Origin of the sequence: Microbulbifer celer, from assembly GCF_020991125.1 — a bacterium.
In the GTDB taxonomy this organism is placed as follows: Bacteria; Pseudomonadota; Gammaproteobacteria; order Pseudomonadales; family Cellvibrionaceae; genus Microbulbifer; species Microbulbifer celer.
Genome location: NZ_CP087715.1, coordinates 571,877 through 586,979 on the forward strand (window position 1 = coordinate 571,877; position 15,103 = coordinate 586,979).

Sequence of the window (15,103 nt, forward strand, 5' to 3'; positions counted from 1 at the left end):
CCGCAGAGAGAGATGTAGTACGTGTTGGCGGGCACATCGGGGCCAGTTTTGGCATAATCGGCACCCATTTGCGCCTGACCAGAAGAATTATCAATTTGATAGAAAGTGATAATGCGTTGATAGTTGCCGCCTCTCCCACATCTGCCACGTGTGCCAAATCTGAAGGGCACTGGATGGTGGTTGAGGAAAACGCCAATCCATCCTCCGACTACTTCGTGCTGCCCTATCTGCATGCACAGGGCCACACCGTAGAGCGCCACCGTTTTGCTGACGTGCCGGAGCCCGGTACACTGCGCGGGGCCCATATACTCTTCGTCCGCTATATCCCCCCGGCCTGGCGCCGTCTGATTGCGTCTAACCGCGACAAGCTCGCAGGTGTGCACTTCTTTATGGATGACGACCTGTTCAGCTGGTCCTCCTTCTCCCGTATGCCCCTGCGTTACCAGTGGAAGCTGCTGCGCCTGAGCTGGCGGCACCAGGGCTGGTTGCGTGATATGGACGCGAAGCTGCTGGTATCTACGCCGTATCTGCAGGCGCGGTATGCGCAGTGGCAGCCGCAGTTGCTGGCGCCGCAGGTACCGGCGGCGCTCGCGCCTCTGGCGCAGCGAACGGACTTTCAGGGCGAGGGCTCCGGGTCGGTCACGCTTTTTTATCACGGCTCCGCCTCTCACGGCGCAGATCTCAAGTGGTTGCGTCCGGTGATTGCACGGGTGCTGGCGGCGGATGCGCGGATTGTGTTTGAGGTGATCGGCAACGCCCGCGTCAATCGCCTGTTCCGTGGGCTGCCCCGGGTGCATGTCGTGCACCCGATGAAGTGGGATGCGTATCAGTCGCTGCTGCAGCAACCGGGGCGGACTATCGGGCTGGCCCCGTTATTGGACAGTCCGTTTAACCGCGCCCGTTCCCATACCAAATTCCTGGATATCACCCTGGCCGGTGCCGTGGGTATTTATGCGGCGGGGACGGTGTACGGCGGTGTGGTCCGCCATAAGGAGAATGGATTGTTGTTGCCGATGGAACAGGATGCCTGGGTAGATGGCATTCTGCAGCTGGCCGAGAACGCGCCGATGCGGGCGCGGATGTTGAGCGAGGCCCGCGGATGTCTGTAATTGGTTATTGCGTGCGTGGCCCGAAGCGGATTCCCTACCTCGATGCGTTGTTGGAAGCCCGCAGCCGCTATTTTGTGTCGCGCCCGCCGCGGGAGCTCACCCATATTGCGGGCTGGGGGCGCAAGCCCACGGCGGCGCGCGCGCGCAAAATTGCTGCGCAGTCGGGGTTGCCCTATGTAAGTCTTGAAGATGGATTTCTGCGCTCGTTCGGTCTCGGGGTGGATGGCGCGCCGCTGCACAGTCTGGTGGTGGATCACTCCGGGATTTATTACGACGCCACGCAGCCGAGCGATCTGGAATCGTTGATTCTGGATGCGGCATTTGCGCATGACGAACTGACCCGCGCGCGCCGGTGCATGGATTTGCTGCGCCAGAATCGTCTGTCCAAGTACAACACTGCACCGGATTACCCCGTCACCTGGCCGGACGAGCGACCGCGGGTTCTGGTGGTGGATCAGACTTTTGATGATGCGGCGGTGACTTATGGTGGCGCCGATGCCGATAGCTTCATCGCCATGCTGGATGCCGCGATTGCGGAAAATCCGGATGCTGAGATTGTCGTCAAAGTGCACCCGGATGTCATTGTCGGGAAAAAGCGCGGTTACCTGGTGCAGGCGGCAGAACGGCGCGGTTGTCGGCTGTGGTCGGAAGACATCAACCCCTGGGCACTGCTGAATGCGGTGGAAAAGGTGTATGTGGTCACCAGTCAGTATGGGTTTGATGCGCTACTTGCCGGGGTGCCGGTACGCTGTTTCGGTGTGCCGTTTTATGCCGGATGGGGGCTGACGGAAGATACTCAATCCTGCTCGCGCCGGGGCGCGCCGCGCTCGCTGGAGCAGGTTTTTACCGCTGCTTATTTGCGCTACTGTCGCTATATCAACCCGTATACCGGCCGGCGCTGTACCCTGGAGGAGACCATCCGCCTGATTGCTGAACAGAAGCGTCAGGCCGAGCGCCTGCGCGGGCCGTGGTTGGCACTGGGGTTTTCGCCCTGGAAGCGCGGCTTTGTGCCGGATTTTCTTGCGCGGCCAACGCGCCTACGCTTTGTGCGCCGTGAGTTTGATGCGCTGGGTGCGCTGTCGCCAGGTACCCGGATTGCGGCCTGGGCCAGCAGTTTGCCTGAAGGTCTTGTCTCCAAATGCGGTAAGCGCGGTCTGGGCCTGTGGCGCCTGGAAGACGGTTTCTTGCGCTCGGTGGGGCTCGGCTCTGACCTGGTGCGGCCTTTATCCCTGGTGCTGGATCAGCAGGGTATTTACTACGATGCCTCGCAGCCATCGGCGCTGGAGACCCTGCTGAGGGAGACGGTGTTCACCGGGGAACTACGCACCCGGGCGGCAAACCTGCGCGAGCTCCTGGTCACCCGGCAGTTGAGTAAATACAACGTGGGGGCCGAAAATACGGCGACCGACTTCGGGTTTCCCTCTGACCGTGTCACCATTTTGGTACCCGGTCAGGTTGAGACGGATGCCTCGATTGCCCATGGCTCCCCATGGTTGAAATCCAACCGTCAGTTGCTGGCGCAGGTGCGCCGTGCAAATCCCGATGCGTACATTGTCTACAAACCGCACCCGGATGTAACGGCTGGTGGCCGCGTGGGAGAGTTGGGGGTGCCTGATGGTGATCTTTATGATCAACTGGTAACCGATGCGCCCATGCCGGCGCTGCTGGCACAAGTGGATGCGGTGCACACGCTGAGCTCGCTGAGTGGCTTTGAGGCGCTACTGCGAGGAGTCAGGGTTGTCACCTATGGGCTGCCGTTCTATGCCGGCTGGGGGTTGACCGAGGACCGGTTACTGAGCCCGCAACAGGGCGGGCTGGAGGAGCTGGCCGCTGTGCGCCGTTGCCAGAGAGCCCGCGGCCGCACGCTGACCCTGGATGAGCTGGTGGCGGCAACCTTGATTCTGTATCCCTCGTATGTGGATCCGCACAGTGGAGATATTGTGGATGTAGAGACGGCGGTGCAGATACTGCAGGCGCAAAGGTCGGCCGCGAATGATGGTGGGTGGCGGCAGTCTATTTACCGCAAGGTGCGCAATCGGTTTTTTAGACGCTAAACGGGCCGCACCGAACGCCATCCCATAGAAACGATAATCACGACTGGGTATCACGTGAACGTCCGATTCTTCAAGAAATTCTATTTATTGCCGAAATGGCTACTGGAGCTGCTGTCGTGGGGCAAAAGCTTCAAAAATAACCCGATAATCGGCAGCTATTGGCTGAACCGCTGCGGCTTACACGTCGTGCGAATAGTGATCGCTCATGGACTTTTCCGCTTCCGGCTATTACTGCTGTCTCCTCTGGTGTCGGCTGAAGATCGGCGTCATTTTCGCCAGCACGGTTTTATCCTCAAGCACAACTTTCTGCCGGAGGGCGATTTCAACCAGTTGGCGCGCGAATTGCAGAGCTATACGGGCCAGGTCCGGGAGTTTGTGGAGGGCACCACACTGACCCAGCGGGTGTTCATTACTGCCCGGGAGCGCGCGCAGATGCCTGCCATGGGGGCGCTGGTGGAGAACCCCGGTTTAGACCGGCTGATGCGGTATTGCTCGTCCAAGAATCGGCGGCCACTGTACTACGTGGAAAACCTGTGTAACCACGCCAATGTGGCACCGCGGCCAGACCCGCAGCGGGATTTACACGCGGATACTTTTCATCCATGTGTAAAAGGCTGGTTATATATTGACGCCACGAGCGAGAGCAACGGGCCGTTTATTTATGTGCCGGGTTCCCACCGCCTGAGCTGGCGGCGGCTGAAGTGGGAGTATCGCCAGAGCCTGGAGGCCTGTAAGCAAGGGGCGCGGCGCGACCCGGGCCGATATTGGGATGGTTCTTTTCGGGTAAGTGCGGCGGACCTTGAGGTGATGGGCTTTGAGCCCAGGGCTTTCCGGGTGCCCGCCAATACCCTGGTGGTGGCGAATGTGTATGGTTTCCACAGTCGTGGGGAGGCTTCGGAACCGTCGCACCGTATGACGGTCTGGATGCAGGCGCGGGACAACCCGTTCAACCCGCTGTTTACCCCGTGGCCGAAAGCGACCGCAAGCGCATTTGAGTGGGGGTGGTCGAAAGTGCTGACAAAGCTGGACCGCGCGAAGCTGGCGAGTGGCGAGCAGCGCAATTTCGCAGGAAGATTTTCCCGCTGAACCGCTTTTGCGCTGGCTTTGGCCCGTTTAGCCCAAGACACTCCAGTGCCGTTTCTGTATAGTCTGGCACGTTTAGGATTTGAACAAGGTGTGGGCTTTATCCACACATAATAATGAGGGATGCTCCATGGGGCAGCAAAAATTTGCTGTGGAGCCTAGTGGGGAATAATGTCAGGGGTCGTATTCTTGCAAGGACCGCATGGTCCTTTCTTTGCGCGTTGCGCCCGGTATTACTCCGAGCGCGGGCTGCAAACACATAAGATCAACTTTAACGGTGGGGACCGCCTGTACGGCTGGGCCGACCATCAGGTGGACTACACCGGTGGGCCCGCGGGCTGGCCAGAGTATCTCGCCGGCTATCTGCGTCAGCACGATATCCATGCCGTCATCGTGTATGGCGACTGTCGCTATTACCACCGCGAAGCGCGCGCCGTGTGCGAAGCGCAGGGCATTTCCTTCTGGGCCTTTGAAGAAGGCTACCTGAGACCGGACTTTGTCACCCTGGAGCAGGGGGGCGTGAACGGCTTTTCCGGTGTCGACTGGTCGGCGGAAGCGGTCGACTCGTATCGCCCGCACGGCCGCACTCACAGCGTGCGTGTTGGCCAGACCTTCTGGCAGCGGGCCAGGTTTGCGATTGCGTATTATCTGGTGGCGCGCTTTTTCTGCCGTGAGTTTCCCGGTTACCGCCATCATCGCCCACGCACCTGGCTGCAGGAGGGGGGCTGTTGGCTGAAGAGCCTGGTACGTAAGTGTTGGTACAAAATCAGCCAGCGCAAATACCTCGCGTCTCTGGTGGAACGTCACAGCGGTGAGTTTTACCTGTTTGCCCTGCAGACCCAGGACGATTTCCAGATCCGCGAACACTCGGATTACGACAGCATCGACGATTCTATTGTCGAGGTGATTCGCTCCTTTTCTGAAGGTGCTGCGGAGCATGAACTGCTGGTCATCAAGCACCACCCGATGGACCGGGGTTTTTGCCATTATGGGGGGGTGATCCAACGGCTGGTACGGGAGCATCAGTTGGATGGCCGTGTGGTCTACTGCCACGATCTGCACCTGCCTACCTTGCTCGCGCACGCCAAAGGGTTGATTTCGATCAACAGCACGGTCGGTATTTCCGGGCTGTTGCATAAGACGCCGACCATCGCGCTCGGCCGTGCATTGTACGATTTGCCGGGGCTCACCCATCAGGGCGCGCTGAGCACTTTCTGGCAGGCCGCTGATCCGGTAGATCCTCAGTTCTTCCAGCGCTTCCGCACCTATCTATACGAGCGCACCCAGCTGGATGGCAGCTTTGTCAAAGATATGGACTATGCGGTAGAGCAGGCCTGGTTGCGTATGGCGCCGGTACTGGCTTCCGATCTCGAGCCTGTGCCACAGGCGGAAGAAGAGAAAGAATACGTCGCGGCCTGACGGTAGTTCACCCCGGTCATCCCGCTCAAGACACCGTCATCCCGGCCCCGGATCAAACGTCACCCCGGACTCGATCCGGGGCGGGCATGACACAATTCCCGGATCGATCAAAAATTAAACTGGCACTCTTCCGTCAAACTGGTAGACTGCGCAGCCTCTTGTCCCCACACGCCCAAAAACGGCCACGCGCCTGCAACGGGCCCCCGAGCGGGACATTAGTCAAATGGGTAACAGACCTCCTCGCCACAGGCCCCTGTCTCTGAGTTGAATGAGCTTGCAATAGCCGGTGCTATTAATGGGCTTCTTCGCCTTGCCCAGCAATCTTCAGTCGTGCGCTATGGTTATCCCCATGGGGTAAGCGCCGACTCGGCTCCTATGTATATTCAAGTGAACTCAATATGACCGACAACTCCGCACCTGCTGGTTTTGACCAGCTGGGCCTGCCTACGCAACTTCTCGAAGCCGTTACCAAACTGGGTTACGAAACCCCGTCTCCCATCCAGGAAAAGACCATCCCGTCACTGTTGAACGGGCGCGATGTACTGGGCCAGGCCCAGACCGGTACCGGTAAAACCGCCGCTTTCGCATTGCCTTTGCTGGCGAACCTGGATCTGAAAAGCAAGCGTCCCCAGGCCCTGGTACTGGCACCCACCCGCGAGCTGGCCATCCAGGTGGCCGAGGCTTGCCAGTCTTACGCGGCCAACCTCAAAGGTTTCCATGTTGCGCCCATCTATGGTGGTGCCGACTACCGCGGCCAGATCCAGCAGTTGAAGCGCGGTGTGCAACTGGTTGTGGGCACCCCGGGCCGGGTGATGGACCACATGCGCAAGGGCACCCTGGACCTGTCCGGCCTGAAAACCCTGGTACTCGACGAAGCCGACGAAATGCTGCGCATGGGCTTTATCGACGACGTGGAGTGGGTACTGGAACAGATTCCCGATGAGCGCCAGATCGCGCTGTTCTCCGCCACCATGCCGAAGGAAATCGCCCGCATCGCGCGCGAACACCTGAACGACCCGGTGGACGTGAAAATCAAGGTCAAAACTGAGACCGCCGATACCATCCGCCAGCGCTACTGGCCGGTGGGCGGCCTGCACAAGCTGGACGCGCTGACCCGGATTCTGGAAGCAGAGCCGGTGGACGGCACCATCATCTTCGTGCGCACCAAGAACACCACCGTAGAGCTGGCCGATAAGCTTGCCGCCCGCGGTTTTGCCAGTGCTGCCCTGAACGGTGATATGGCACAGAACCTGCGCGAGCAGGTGATCGACAAGCTGAAAAAAGGCAAACTGGATATCGTGGTCGCCACCGACGTGGCCGCCCGCGGTCTGGATGTGAAGCGCATCAGCCACGTGATCAACTACGACATTCCCTACGATACCGAAGCGTACATCCACCGTATCGGTCGAACCGGCCGCGCCGGTCGCGAAGGCGATGCCATCCTGTTCGTAGCGCCCCGTGAGCGCCGTATGCTGCGCGTGATCGAGCGTGCCACCAAGAAGCCGATCGAGCGTCTGGAGTTGCCCACCGCCAAGGCCGTGAATGCCTCGCGCATGGAAAAATTTCGTCAGCGTATTACCGAGACGCTGGATGGTCGCGAAGACCTGGCCCCGTTCCGCGATCTGGTAGACCAGTATCTGTCAGAAAACGAAGTGGATCCGTTGGACGTAGCCGCCGCACTGGCCTCCATGGCCCAGGGCGACCAGCCGCTACTGCTGGACGAGCGTGAGCCGAAACAGCGCGACTTCAATGACCGCGGCGACCGCGACTTTGATGATCGCAAACGCAACAAGCGCGACAAGAAAGGCTTCGATAAGCAGAAGCACGTTGGCCCGCCGGACGAAGGCAAAGAGCGCTTCCGTATTGAAGTAGGCCGCGAACACGGCGTGCGTCCGGGTAGCGTCGTGGGTGCCATCGCCAACGAAGTGGATCTCGACAGCTCGCACATTGGCCGTATCGAAATCTACCCCGATTACACCACCGTGGACCTGCCGGAAGGCATGCCCAAGGAAATTTTCAATCACCTGAAAAAGGTACGGGTAAACGGCCGACCGATGAATATTGCCAAGTTCACCGAGCAAGGCGGTGGCGGCAAAGGCGGCAAGCCGCCGTTCGCCGCGAAAAAGCGCAAGCCGAAGAAACCGCGCGACTAACGGTTTTTCGCATACCGGCGCGTAAAACAGAAAGGGCACCTATTTGGTGCCCTTTCTTGTTTCTGTGTACTTAACTTATTTGGTTTTCCCAAACGGCAACATCTGCCGCAACGTATTGTCTTTGATGATCAGGTGATGCCAGAGCGCACCACCGATATGCAGCACCAGTAATACCAGCAACGCATTCCACAAAAACTCTTTATGTAAAAATGCCAGCTGCTTGGCCAGGTCGATATTCTTGGTGACAAAGCTCGGCAGGTCGAACAGCCAGAATAGAGTGGTATCCCGCCCCGCAAACTGGCGCATCAACAGGCCTGTCAGGGGCATGCCCAGCATGATGATGTACATCAGGCTCTGTACCAGTAGCGAGACTGGCTTCTGGAAGGCGCTGCCGTGAAGAGTGGGGCGGCCGTGGGTGGCACGCCAGTAGAGGCGGAACAGGCCGAGAAGCAGCACAGAGAAGCCCAGGGAGAAGTGCAGCACCATCCACCAGCCGCGCATGGGGTCGTCCTTCTCGTAAAACTCATGCAGCTCGACCGAGCCCCACGCAAACAGAATAAAGAAGGCAATCAGCCAGTGCAGGGTTTTGATGGACTTGCTCCAGCTGTTGGGTGTGGATGCCATAGGGTTCTCCTTGTGATTATTACGTTTTTATTAACTGCAGTTTATGCACTGCGTACGCCGTTGAGATTGGCAAAACAGGTATTCCGCGCGGTGGTGAAGAAGTCCTGTAAAAATGCCTGCTCCAGCATCTCCTCCCGCACCGCTGCGTAGAGTGTACTCCAAAGTCCATTTTTCCCCAGTCTAAGCGAAGCAACCAATCCTTTCTGTAAGTATTCGTAAAGCGCCCAGTTAGGAAGTGCACACACACCGCGCCCGCTGACGACCAGTTGCACCATCATCACCGTCAGTTCCGCGGTGCGCACGGACGCGGGCTCCACATCCGCGGGGTCGAGGAAGTGCTGAAAAATATCCAGCCGTTCCCGCTCTACGGGATAGGTGATCTGTACCTCCTCGGCCAGGTCTTCCGGCGCTACCCACTTCTTCTCAGCCAGCGGATGTTTGCGGCTGATGGCAAGACACATCTCAAAGCTGAACAGGGGCTCGTAGTGAATGCCCTTCAGGGACTCGTCCGGGTTGCTGGTTACCACCAGGTCCAGGTCTCCCCGCACCAGTGCTGGCAGCGGTGCAAAATTGAAGCCACTGGAGAGATCCAGCTCCACTTCCGGCCAGTCGTCGCGGTAGGCGTCCAGCGTTGGCATCAGCCATTGATAGCAGCTGTGACATTCGATGGCGATATTCAACCGCCCCGCATTCCCGGATGCCAGCCGTGCCAGATCCCGCTGAGCCACGGCGACTCTCGGCAATACCTCATCCGCCAGTTGCAGCAGCCGTAGTCCGGCGCTGGTAAAGCGCAACGGGCGGGACTTGCGCACAAACAGGGTCTGCTCGTGGCGGTCTTCAAGCTCCCGGAACAGGTGGGAGAGGGCAGATTGGGTGAGGTGCAGCCGCTCGGCAGCGCGCACCATGCTGCCGGTTTCCCGCAGTGTCGCGAGGGCCTTCAGGTGTCTGAATTCGATCATCGATCAATCTACTTTAGGTAAATTCAAGTTGTGGGCAAAAAATATGAAATTGATTGAATATCACTGCGCCCTCAGAATCAACCCTGAATTAACCATCACTCGTCATACCGGCGGAAGCCGGTATCCAGAAGAGACAGGGAACAGACATGGCACAGACACATATCCTCGGCTACCCACGCATCGGCGCACAGCGTGAACTGAAGCGTGCGCAGGAAGCCTACTGGAAAGGCGACATCGATCAGAAAGCCCTATTGGCGGCAGGTTCTCAAGTGCGCAGCAAAAACTGGCAGGCGCAGCAGAGCGCGGGGTTGGCGCTCACTACAGTGGGGGACTTCGCGTGGTACGACCAGGTGCTGAACCACTCGCTGATGTTCGGTGTGGTGCCGGAACGCTTTGCCGACGGGGCCGCCGACAACAAACTCGACCAGTACTTCCGCCTCGCCCGCGGCCGCGCGCCCTCCGGCGAGCCGGTGGCGGCCAATGCGATGACAAAGTGGTTCGACACCAACTACCACTACCTGGTGCCGGAGTTCAGCGCCGACCAGAATTTTGAACTGGATGCTGAATGGCTGCTGGCGGAAGTGGAGGAAGCACAGCAACTGGGCCACAACGTCAAACCCGTCGTCATCGGTCCGCTAACCTATCTGTGGCTGGGCCGAGGTGTGGATAACGCTCTGGACCTGCTGCCAAAGCTGTTGCCCTGCTACCAGCAGTTGCTGGTCGAATTGGCAGATGTCGCCGCCCAATGGGTACAGATTGACGAGCCCATCCTCGGCCTGGATTTGCCTGCCGAATGGCGCGATGCATTTGCCGCGACTTACGCGACCCTGGGCAAAGCCAGCGGTAGCAAGCTGTTGCTGGCCACTTACTTTTCCGCGCTGGAGGAAAATCTGCCACTGGCATTCGGGCTGCCGGTGGATGGGGTACACATTGACGCTGTGCGCGCGCCGCAAGACGTGGCGCCTGCTGCAAAGCTGTTGAATGACGAGCAGGTGCTGTCAGTCGGTGTGATCAACGGCCGCAACGTCTGGCGTACCGATCTGGCCCGCTGGCAAAAAGAACTGCAGCCGCTCGCGGAAAAGTTCGGCGACCGCCTGTGGGTTTCAGCGAGCTGTTCGCTGTTGCACTGTCCTGTAGACCTGGAAACCGAGACCGGGCTCGCTGATGCGCACAAGCAGAAACTGGCCTACAGCCGCCAGAAACTGGATGAACTGAACACTCTGCAGCAGGCTCTGAAACCCGGCGCTGACGCATTACCGGCATTTACCAAAACCGAAAGCCGCAGTGAAGCGGAAGTGCGTGCAGAGCTTGATAGCACCTGGCGGGCGCAGAAATATCCACAGCGCGCCGAGGTGCAGCGCGAGCGCTGGCAGCTGCCATTGCTGCCGACTACCACCATTGGTTCTTTCCCGCAGACCGATGTGTTGCGTCAGGTACGTCGCCAGTTCCGCAATGGCGAGATCTCCGAGCAGGACTATAACCAGCACCTGCGCGCGGAAATTGCCGAGGCCGTTCGCCGTCAGGAAATTCTCGGTCTGGATGTGCTGGTCCATGGCGAAGCCGAGCGCAACGACATGGTGGAGTATTTTGGTGAGCAGCTGGACGGATTTGTCCACACCGGCAACGGCTGGGTGCAGAGCTACGGCTCTCGCTGTGTGAAGCCGCCGATTATCGCCGGGGATATCTCCCGCCCGAATGCGATGACCGTGGAGTGGAGCAAGTACGCCCAGAGTCTGAGCAAAAAACCGGTAAAAGGGATGTTGACCGGCCCGGTGACGATTCTGAACTGGTCCTTTCCGCGTGAAGATGTCCCCCGTGCTGTCAGTTGCCTGCAGATTGCCAAGGCACTGCGGGAAGAGGTGCTGGATCTGGAATCTGCCGGTATTGGCATCATCCAGATCGACGAGCCGGCACTGCGTGAAGGGGTGCCCCTGCGGGCTTCCGGCCACGATGATTACTTTGCCTGGGCAGTGGGCTGCTTCCGCTACACCTGCAGTGAAGTGCAAGCGGAAACCCAGATCCATACCCACATGTGTTATTCCAACTTCAACACCATTATGGATGCGATTGTGGCGTTGGACGCGGATGTCATCACCATTGAGTCCGCGCGCTCCGACCTGCGCCTGCTGCAGGCATTTGCCGGCGACGAAGGCGGTTACCCCAATGAAATCGGCCCGGGTATTTACGACATCCACTCCCCCAATGTGCCGGATCGTGCCGAGCTGGTGACGCGTTTGCAGCAATTGCTTGAAGTGATTCCGTTGGAAAAACTCTGGGTAAACCCGGACTGCGGCCTGAAAACCCGCAACTGGTCTGAGGTGGGGGCGGCGTTGCTGAATATGGTAGAAGCGACACGCACCGTGCGTGCGGAAGTGGCTTGATCAAAGTAATCCGGGCTCCTGCGCAGGCAGGAGCCCAGTGATGGGAGAACAAATCTGGAACGGGAAAAGCAGTAGAACTCGCGGGTAACTCAAGCAAAATCCACCAGGCTGGGCTCCAGTTTTTCTGACCAGAATATCGGCCGCCCTGCCACGAATGTCGCCTCGACTGCTCCCTGTTCATTGAGTGCGGCAAAGTCCGCACTCTTGCCCTCCGCAATGGAGCCGGTGTAGTGGTCAATACCGAGGAATTTTGCCGGCGACAGACTGGCCATATGAATCGCATCGCGAAACTCGATACCCGCCAACTGATGCAGGTTGGCTGCTGCGCGTTCCAGCGTCAGGGTGCTGCCGGCCAGCGAGCCGCTATCCGTTCTCGCGACCCCGGCTTCCAGGTTGATCTCCATTTTTCCCAGCTTGTAGCGTCCGTCAGACAGACCTCCAGCGTTGATGCAGTCGCTGATCAGTGTAATTCGGGAAGGGTCTTTCAGTTTACAGATCATCTGCAGAATGGCCGGGTGCAAGTGTACCCCATCGGCAATCACTTCCACGTTGGCCTCATGCACCAGCACCGCACCGGTACAGCCCGGCTCCCGGTGGTGAATACCGCGCATGCCGTTGAATACGTGTACACCGCCACATGCGCCTGCGTCCAGCGCTGCGCGTGTCTTGTCGTAGGTTGCATCGGTATGGCCGAGCATCACCTTGATGCCGTGTTCATGCAGGTAGGGAATAATTTCCATGGCGCCGTCCACTTCGGGTGCCAGCGCGACCACCTTCAGTTGTCCGTGTGAGGCTTCAATCAGAGCATCCATGCGCTCTCGGGTGGGGGCGAGAAAGTAGTGATCGTTGTGTGCACCTTTGTGTTCACTGGCGAAAAACAGGCCTTCGCTATAGCCGCCCAATACTTGCGCGCCGGGCTGCACGGTTTGTGCGGCGCGTCCCAGATTATCCATTGCGGCGAGGGTTTCCTCCCAACTGCTGGTCACTGTGGTGGCAAGAAATCCTGTGACACCGTGCCGGGCGAGGGAGCGGGAGATGGTTTCGATGGCATCGGGGGTCGCGTCCATTACGTCACAGCCGTCGCGGCCGTGAATATGCAGGTCGATCAATCCGGGAACCAGCGTGGTGTCCGGCAGTTCGATCAGCGGCAAATCATTATTCATTACATCGGTAATGGCAGCCACTCTTCCGTTTGCAATATGCAGAAAGTGGTCTTCCAATTCGGCTGATTCGGTGAGGGTTATTTTCGGACGCAGGTAATAATCTGATGTCTTCATGATTGTCTTTCCATCATTTGCCGCGCGAGTAACGCGGCACCGCGTGCGCCACTGGCGTCGCCAAATTTGGGCGGGGTGATTGGTGGTGACTGAAACCCGGCAAATAGATGCGCCTCGATTGCCTCGGGTAAATCGCGATACATTTCCTCGATGCGGGAAAGGCCTCCGCCGATGACAATAATGTCCGGATCGTGGGCCATGACCAGATTGGCGAAAGCCGCGCCCAGCAGATCCTTATGAGTTTCCCGGGTGACGATGGCATTTGCATCGCCGTTTCGCCAGTGTTGTACGATTTGGGGGACCGTCAGGGATTCCCCGCACAGATAATGGTGCAGGTTGGTGAGGCCCGGACCGGCAATATAGGGCTCGAGACAACCCGTCAAGCCGCAGCCGCAACGGAGAACGGGGAGTTGGTACTTTTTGCGCAGGTGGGCCGGGAGTGGATGATGACCGTACTCCCCAGCGATACCCTGTCGACTTCGATAAAGTCGTCCATTTATGACCAGCCCGCCGGCTGCACCGGTCCCCAGCACTGCACCATAGACATGGGCGTGGCCTTTACCGGCACCGTCGTGGGCTTCAGAGAGTGCAAACAGGCGGCAGTCGTTTTCTATTGCCACCGGGCGCTGCAGGCGCTCGCCGAGAGATGCCGCTACCTGTTTACCGGTGGCGCAGGGGATATTGGCGGAAAGGGATTTTCCCTCTGCGTCGATCAGGCCGGGCATGCCCACCCCGAGGGCGCCCGGCTCGCCATGGCGCACATCGGCGGCCTCCACCAGCGATACCAGCGCATCAATGAATGCCGGGTAATCCTCAGTGGGCGTGGCAATACGCTCACTGTACTGAAGGTGCAGTGCAGTATCGAAGCAGGTGAACTCGATCTTGGTGCCGCCGATGTCCAGACCGTAAATCAACGTTTGCTATCCCCATCAAAAGGGTAAAGGGCTACACCTTGCACCACGCGATTGACCTCGCCGGTGGGGCAGGGGTTGTCCGGGGTAATACCCAACTGCAACGACTTGTAGAAGGCTAGGGTCTGGGCAAACACAATGTAGTAGAGCGATAGCCAGGCATCCTCAAGGGCGCTGCTATCGGCGAGTGCCGCCGGGGATTCTATCCACGCGGCGGTACCGTCGCGCTGCAGTTCCGAGAGTAGGTCGTCATCATAGCGGCGACAGTATGGATCGTTACTCTGGAAAAGTACCACCAGGGTTTTGTCGTCCAGCATTGACTTGGGGCCGTGACGGAAACCGAGGGGGCTCTCCGCGTGGCAGTCCACCTGGCCGGCGGTGAGTTCGAGCATTTTCAGCGCGGCCTCGGTGGCGATACCTTTTAGTCCGCCGGCACCGAGGAAGACCACACGCTTGAAGTCATGCTGTGCCAATGTATGAATCGCCTCGAGTTGTGACGATAGTAACGTGCGGGTAGCGGCCAATAGTTTCGGCAGTTGTGCTGATTGCGGGACAAAAATACCCAGGGTCGTCAGCAACATGGCAGTGAAACTGCTGGTCATGGCAAAACTCTGATCGAGTGTTGCCTCCGGCATCAGCAGCGAGTAGCTGTTGTTGCTGTTCTGGGCCCGGGCAGCCAGTTTCCCGTCGCGATTGCAGGTAATCACCAGGTGAAAACACTCATCCACGCACTGGTTGGCGAGATCATAAGCGCCAACGCTTTCCGGGCTGTTCCCGGAGCGGGCGTAGGAAATCAGCAGGGTGGGGACCTGGCGCAGTAGGTAGTCCTGAGGGTGGCTCACCAGATCGGTGGTACTGATGGCTTCAACCCGGCGCTCCAGGCAGCGGGTTAGGTAGGGGGCCAGGGTCTCACCGATATAAGCCGACGTGCCGGCGCCGGTAAGAATAATACGCAGGTCGCTGCGCTGCAGCACGGGCTGAAGCCAGGCCGCGATTTGCTGACGTTGCGCGTCAATAATTGCCGAGGTTTGCTCCCAGGTTTCCGGTTGCTGCGTGATCTCCTGCGCGGTATGTAGACCGTTGTACTCACGCAGTTCGGCAGCATCGCTATTCAGAATTTTATACATCATTGT

Annotated in this window: 11 protein-coding genes; 6 read left to right on the top strand and 5 right to left on the bottom strand. The window is 58.9% G+C overall.

Going from position 1 to position 15,103, the window contains the following annotated elements; genetic code table 11:
- Positions 1-95: 95 nt before the first annotated feature.
- From LPW13_RS02200 to LPW13_RS02220, 5 genes are all read left to right on the top strand, one after another.
- Positions 96-1,109 (top strand): glycosyltransferase family protein, encoded by a 1,014-nt coding sequence (locus LPW13_RS02200; RefSeq protein ID WP_230437817.1) that lies wholly within the window; start codon positions 96-98, stop codon positions 1,107-1,109.
- Positions 1,100-3,163 (top strand): capsular polysaccharide biosynthesis protein, encoded by a 2,064-nt coding sequence (locus LPW13_RS02205; RefSeq protein WP_230437818.1) that lies wholly within the window; start codon positions 1,100-1,102, stop codon positions 3,161-3,163. Before LPW13_RS02200 ends, LPW13_RS02205 begins: the two co-directional genes overlap by 10 nt.
- A 54-nt stretch (positions 3,164-3,217) precedes the next feature.
- Complete coding sequence (locus LPW13_RS02210; protein ID WP_230437819.1) at positions 3,218-4,249, top strand: phytanoyl-CoA dioxygenase family protein; 1,032 nt, start codon at positions 3,218-3,220, stop codon at positions 4,247-4,249.
- A 186-nt stretch (positions 4,250-4,435) separates the two neighbouring features.
- On the top strand, positions 4,436-5,665 hold the full coding sequence (locus LPW13_RS02215) for a capsule biosynthesis protein (RefSeq protein ID WP_230437820.1): 1,230 nt from the start codon (positions 4,436-4,438) through the stop codon (positions 5,663-5,665).
- A gap of 398 nt (positions 5,666-6,063) precedes the next feature.
- A complete protein-coding gene (locus LPW13_RS02220; RefSeq protein ID WP_230437821.1) occupies positions 6,064-7,818 on the top strand; it encodes a DEAD/DEAH box helicase in 1,755 nt (584 codons plus the stop codon).
- Positions 7,819-7,893: 75 nt separating this feature from the next.
- Here LPW13_RS02220 and LPW13_RS02225 read toward each other — a convergent pair whose 3' ends face one another.
- Both LPW13_RS02225 and LPW13_RS02230 read right to left on the bottom strand, forming a co-directional pair.
- Positions 7,894-8,442 (bottom strand): cytochrome b, encoded by a 549-nt coding sequence (locus LPW13_RS02225; protein WP_230437822.1) that lies wholly within the window; start codon positions 8,440-8,442, stop codon positions 7,894-7,896.
- 41 nt (positions 8,443-8,483) lie between these two features.
- On the bottom strand, positions 8,484-9,401 hold the full coding sequence (locus LPW13_RS02230) for a LysR family transcriptional regulator (protein WP_230437823.1): 918 nt from the start codon (positions 9,399-9,401) through the stop codon (positions 8,484-8,486).
- Between the two features lie 146 nt (positions 9,402-9,547).
- Between LPW13_RS02230 and metE the strand changes: the two genes are divergently transcribed.
- Positions 9,548-11,782: a 5-methyltetrahydropteroyltriglutamate--homocysteine S-methyltransferase gene (metE, locus tag LPW13_RS02235; protein WP_230437824.1), complete on the top strand. Its 2,235-nt coding sequence runs from the start codon at positions 9,548-9,550 to the stop codon at positions 11,780-11,782.
- Between the two features lie 89 nt (positions 11,783-11,871).
- Here metE and nagA read toward each other — a convergent pair whose 3' ends face one another.
- From nagA to LPW13_RS02250, 3 genes are read right to left on the bottom strand one after another with little or no spacing between them, the layout of a single operon-like run.
- A complete protein-coding gene (gene nagA, locus LPW13_RS02240) occupies positions 11,872-13,059 on the bottom strand; it encodes an N-acetylglucosamine-6-phosphate deacetylase (RefSeq protein WP_230437825.1) in 1,188 nt (395 codons plus the stop codon).
- Complete coding sequence (locus LPW13_RS02245; RefSeq protein WP_230437826.1) at positions 13,056-13,973, bottom strand: ROK family protein; 918 nt, start codon at positions 13,971-13,973, stop codon at positions 13,056-13,058. Before LPW13_RS02245 ends, nagA begins: the two co-directional genes overlap by 4 nt.
- Positions 13,970-15,100: an SIS domain-containing protein gene (locus LPW13_RS02250; protein WP_230437827.1), complete on the bottom strand. Its 1,131-nt coding sequence runs from the start codon at positions 15,098-15,100 to the stop codon at positions 13,970-13,972. Before LPW13_RS02250 ends, LPW13_RS02245 begins: the two co-directional genes overlap by 4 nt.
- Between the last annotated feature and the right edge of the window lie 3 nt (positions 15,101-15,103).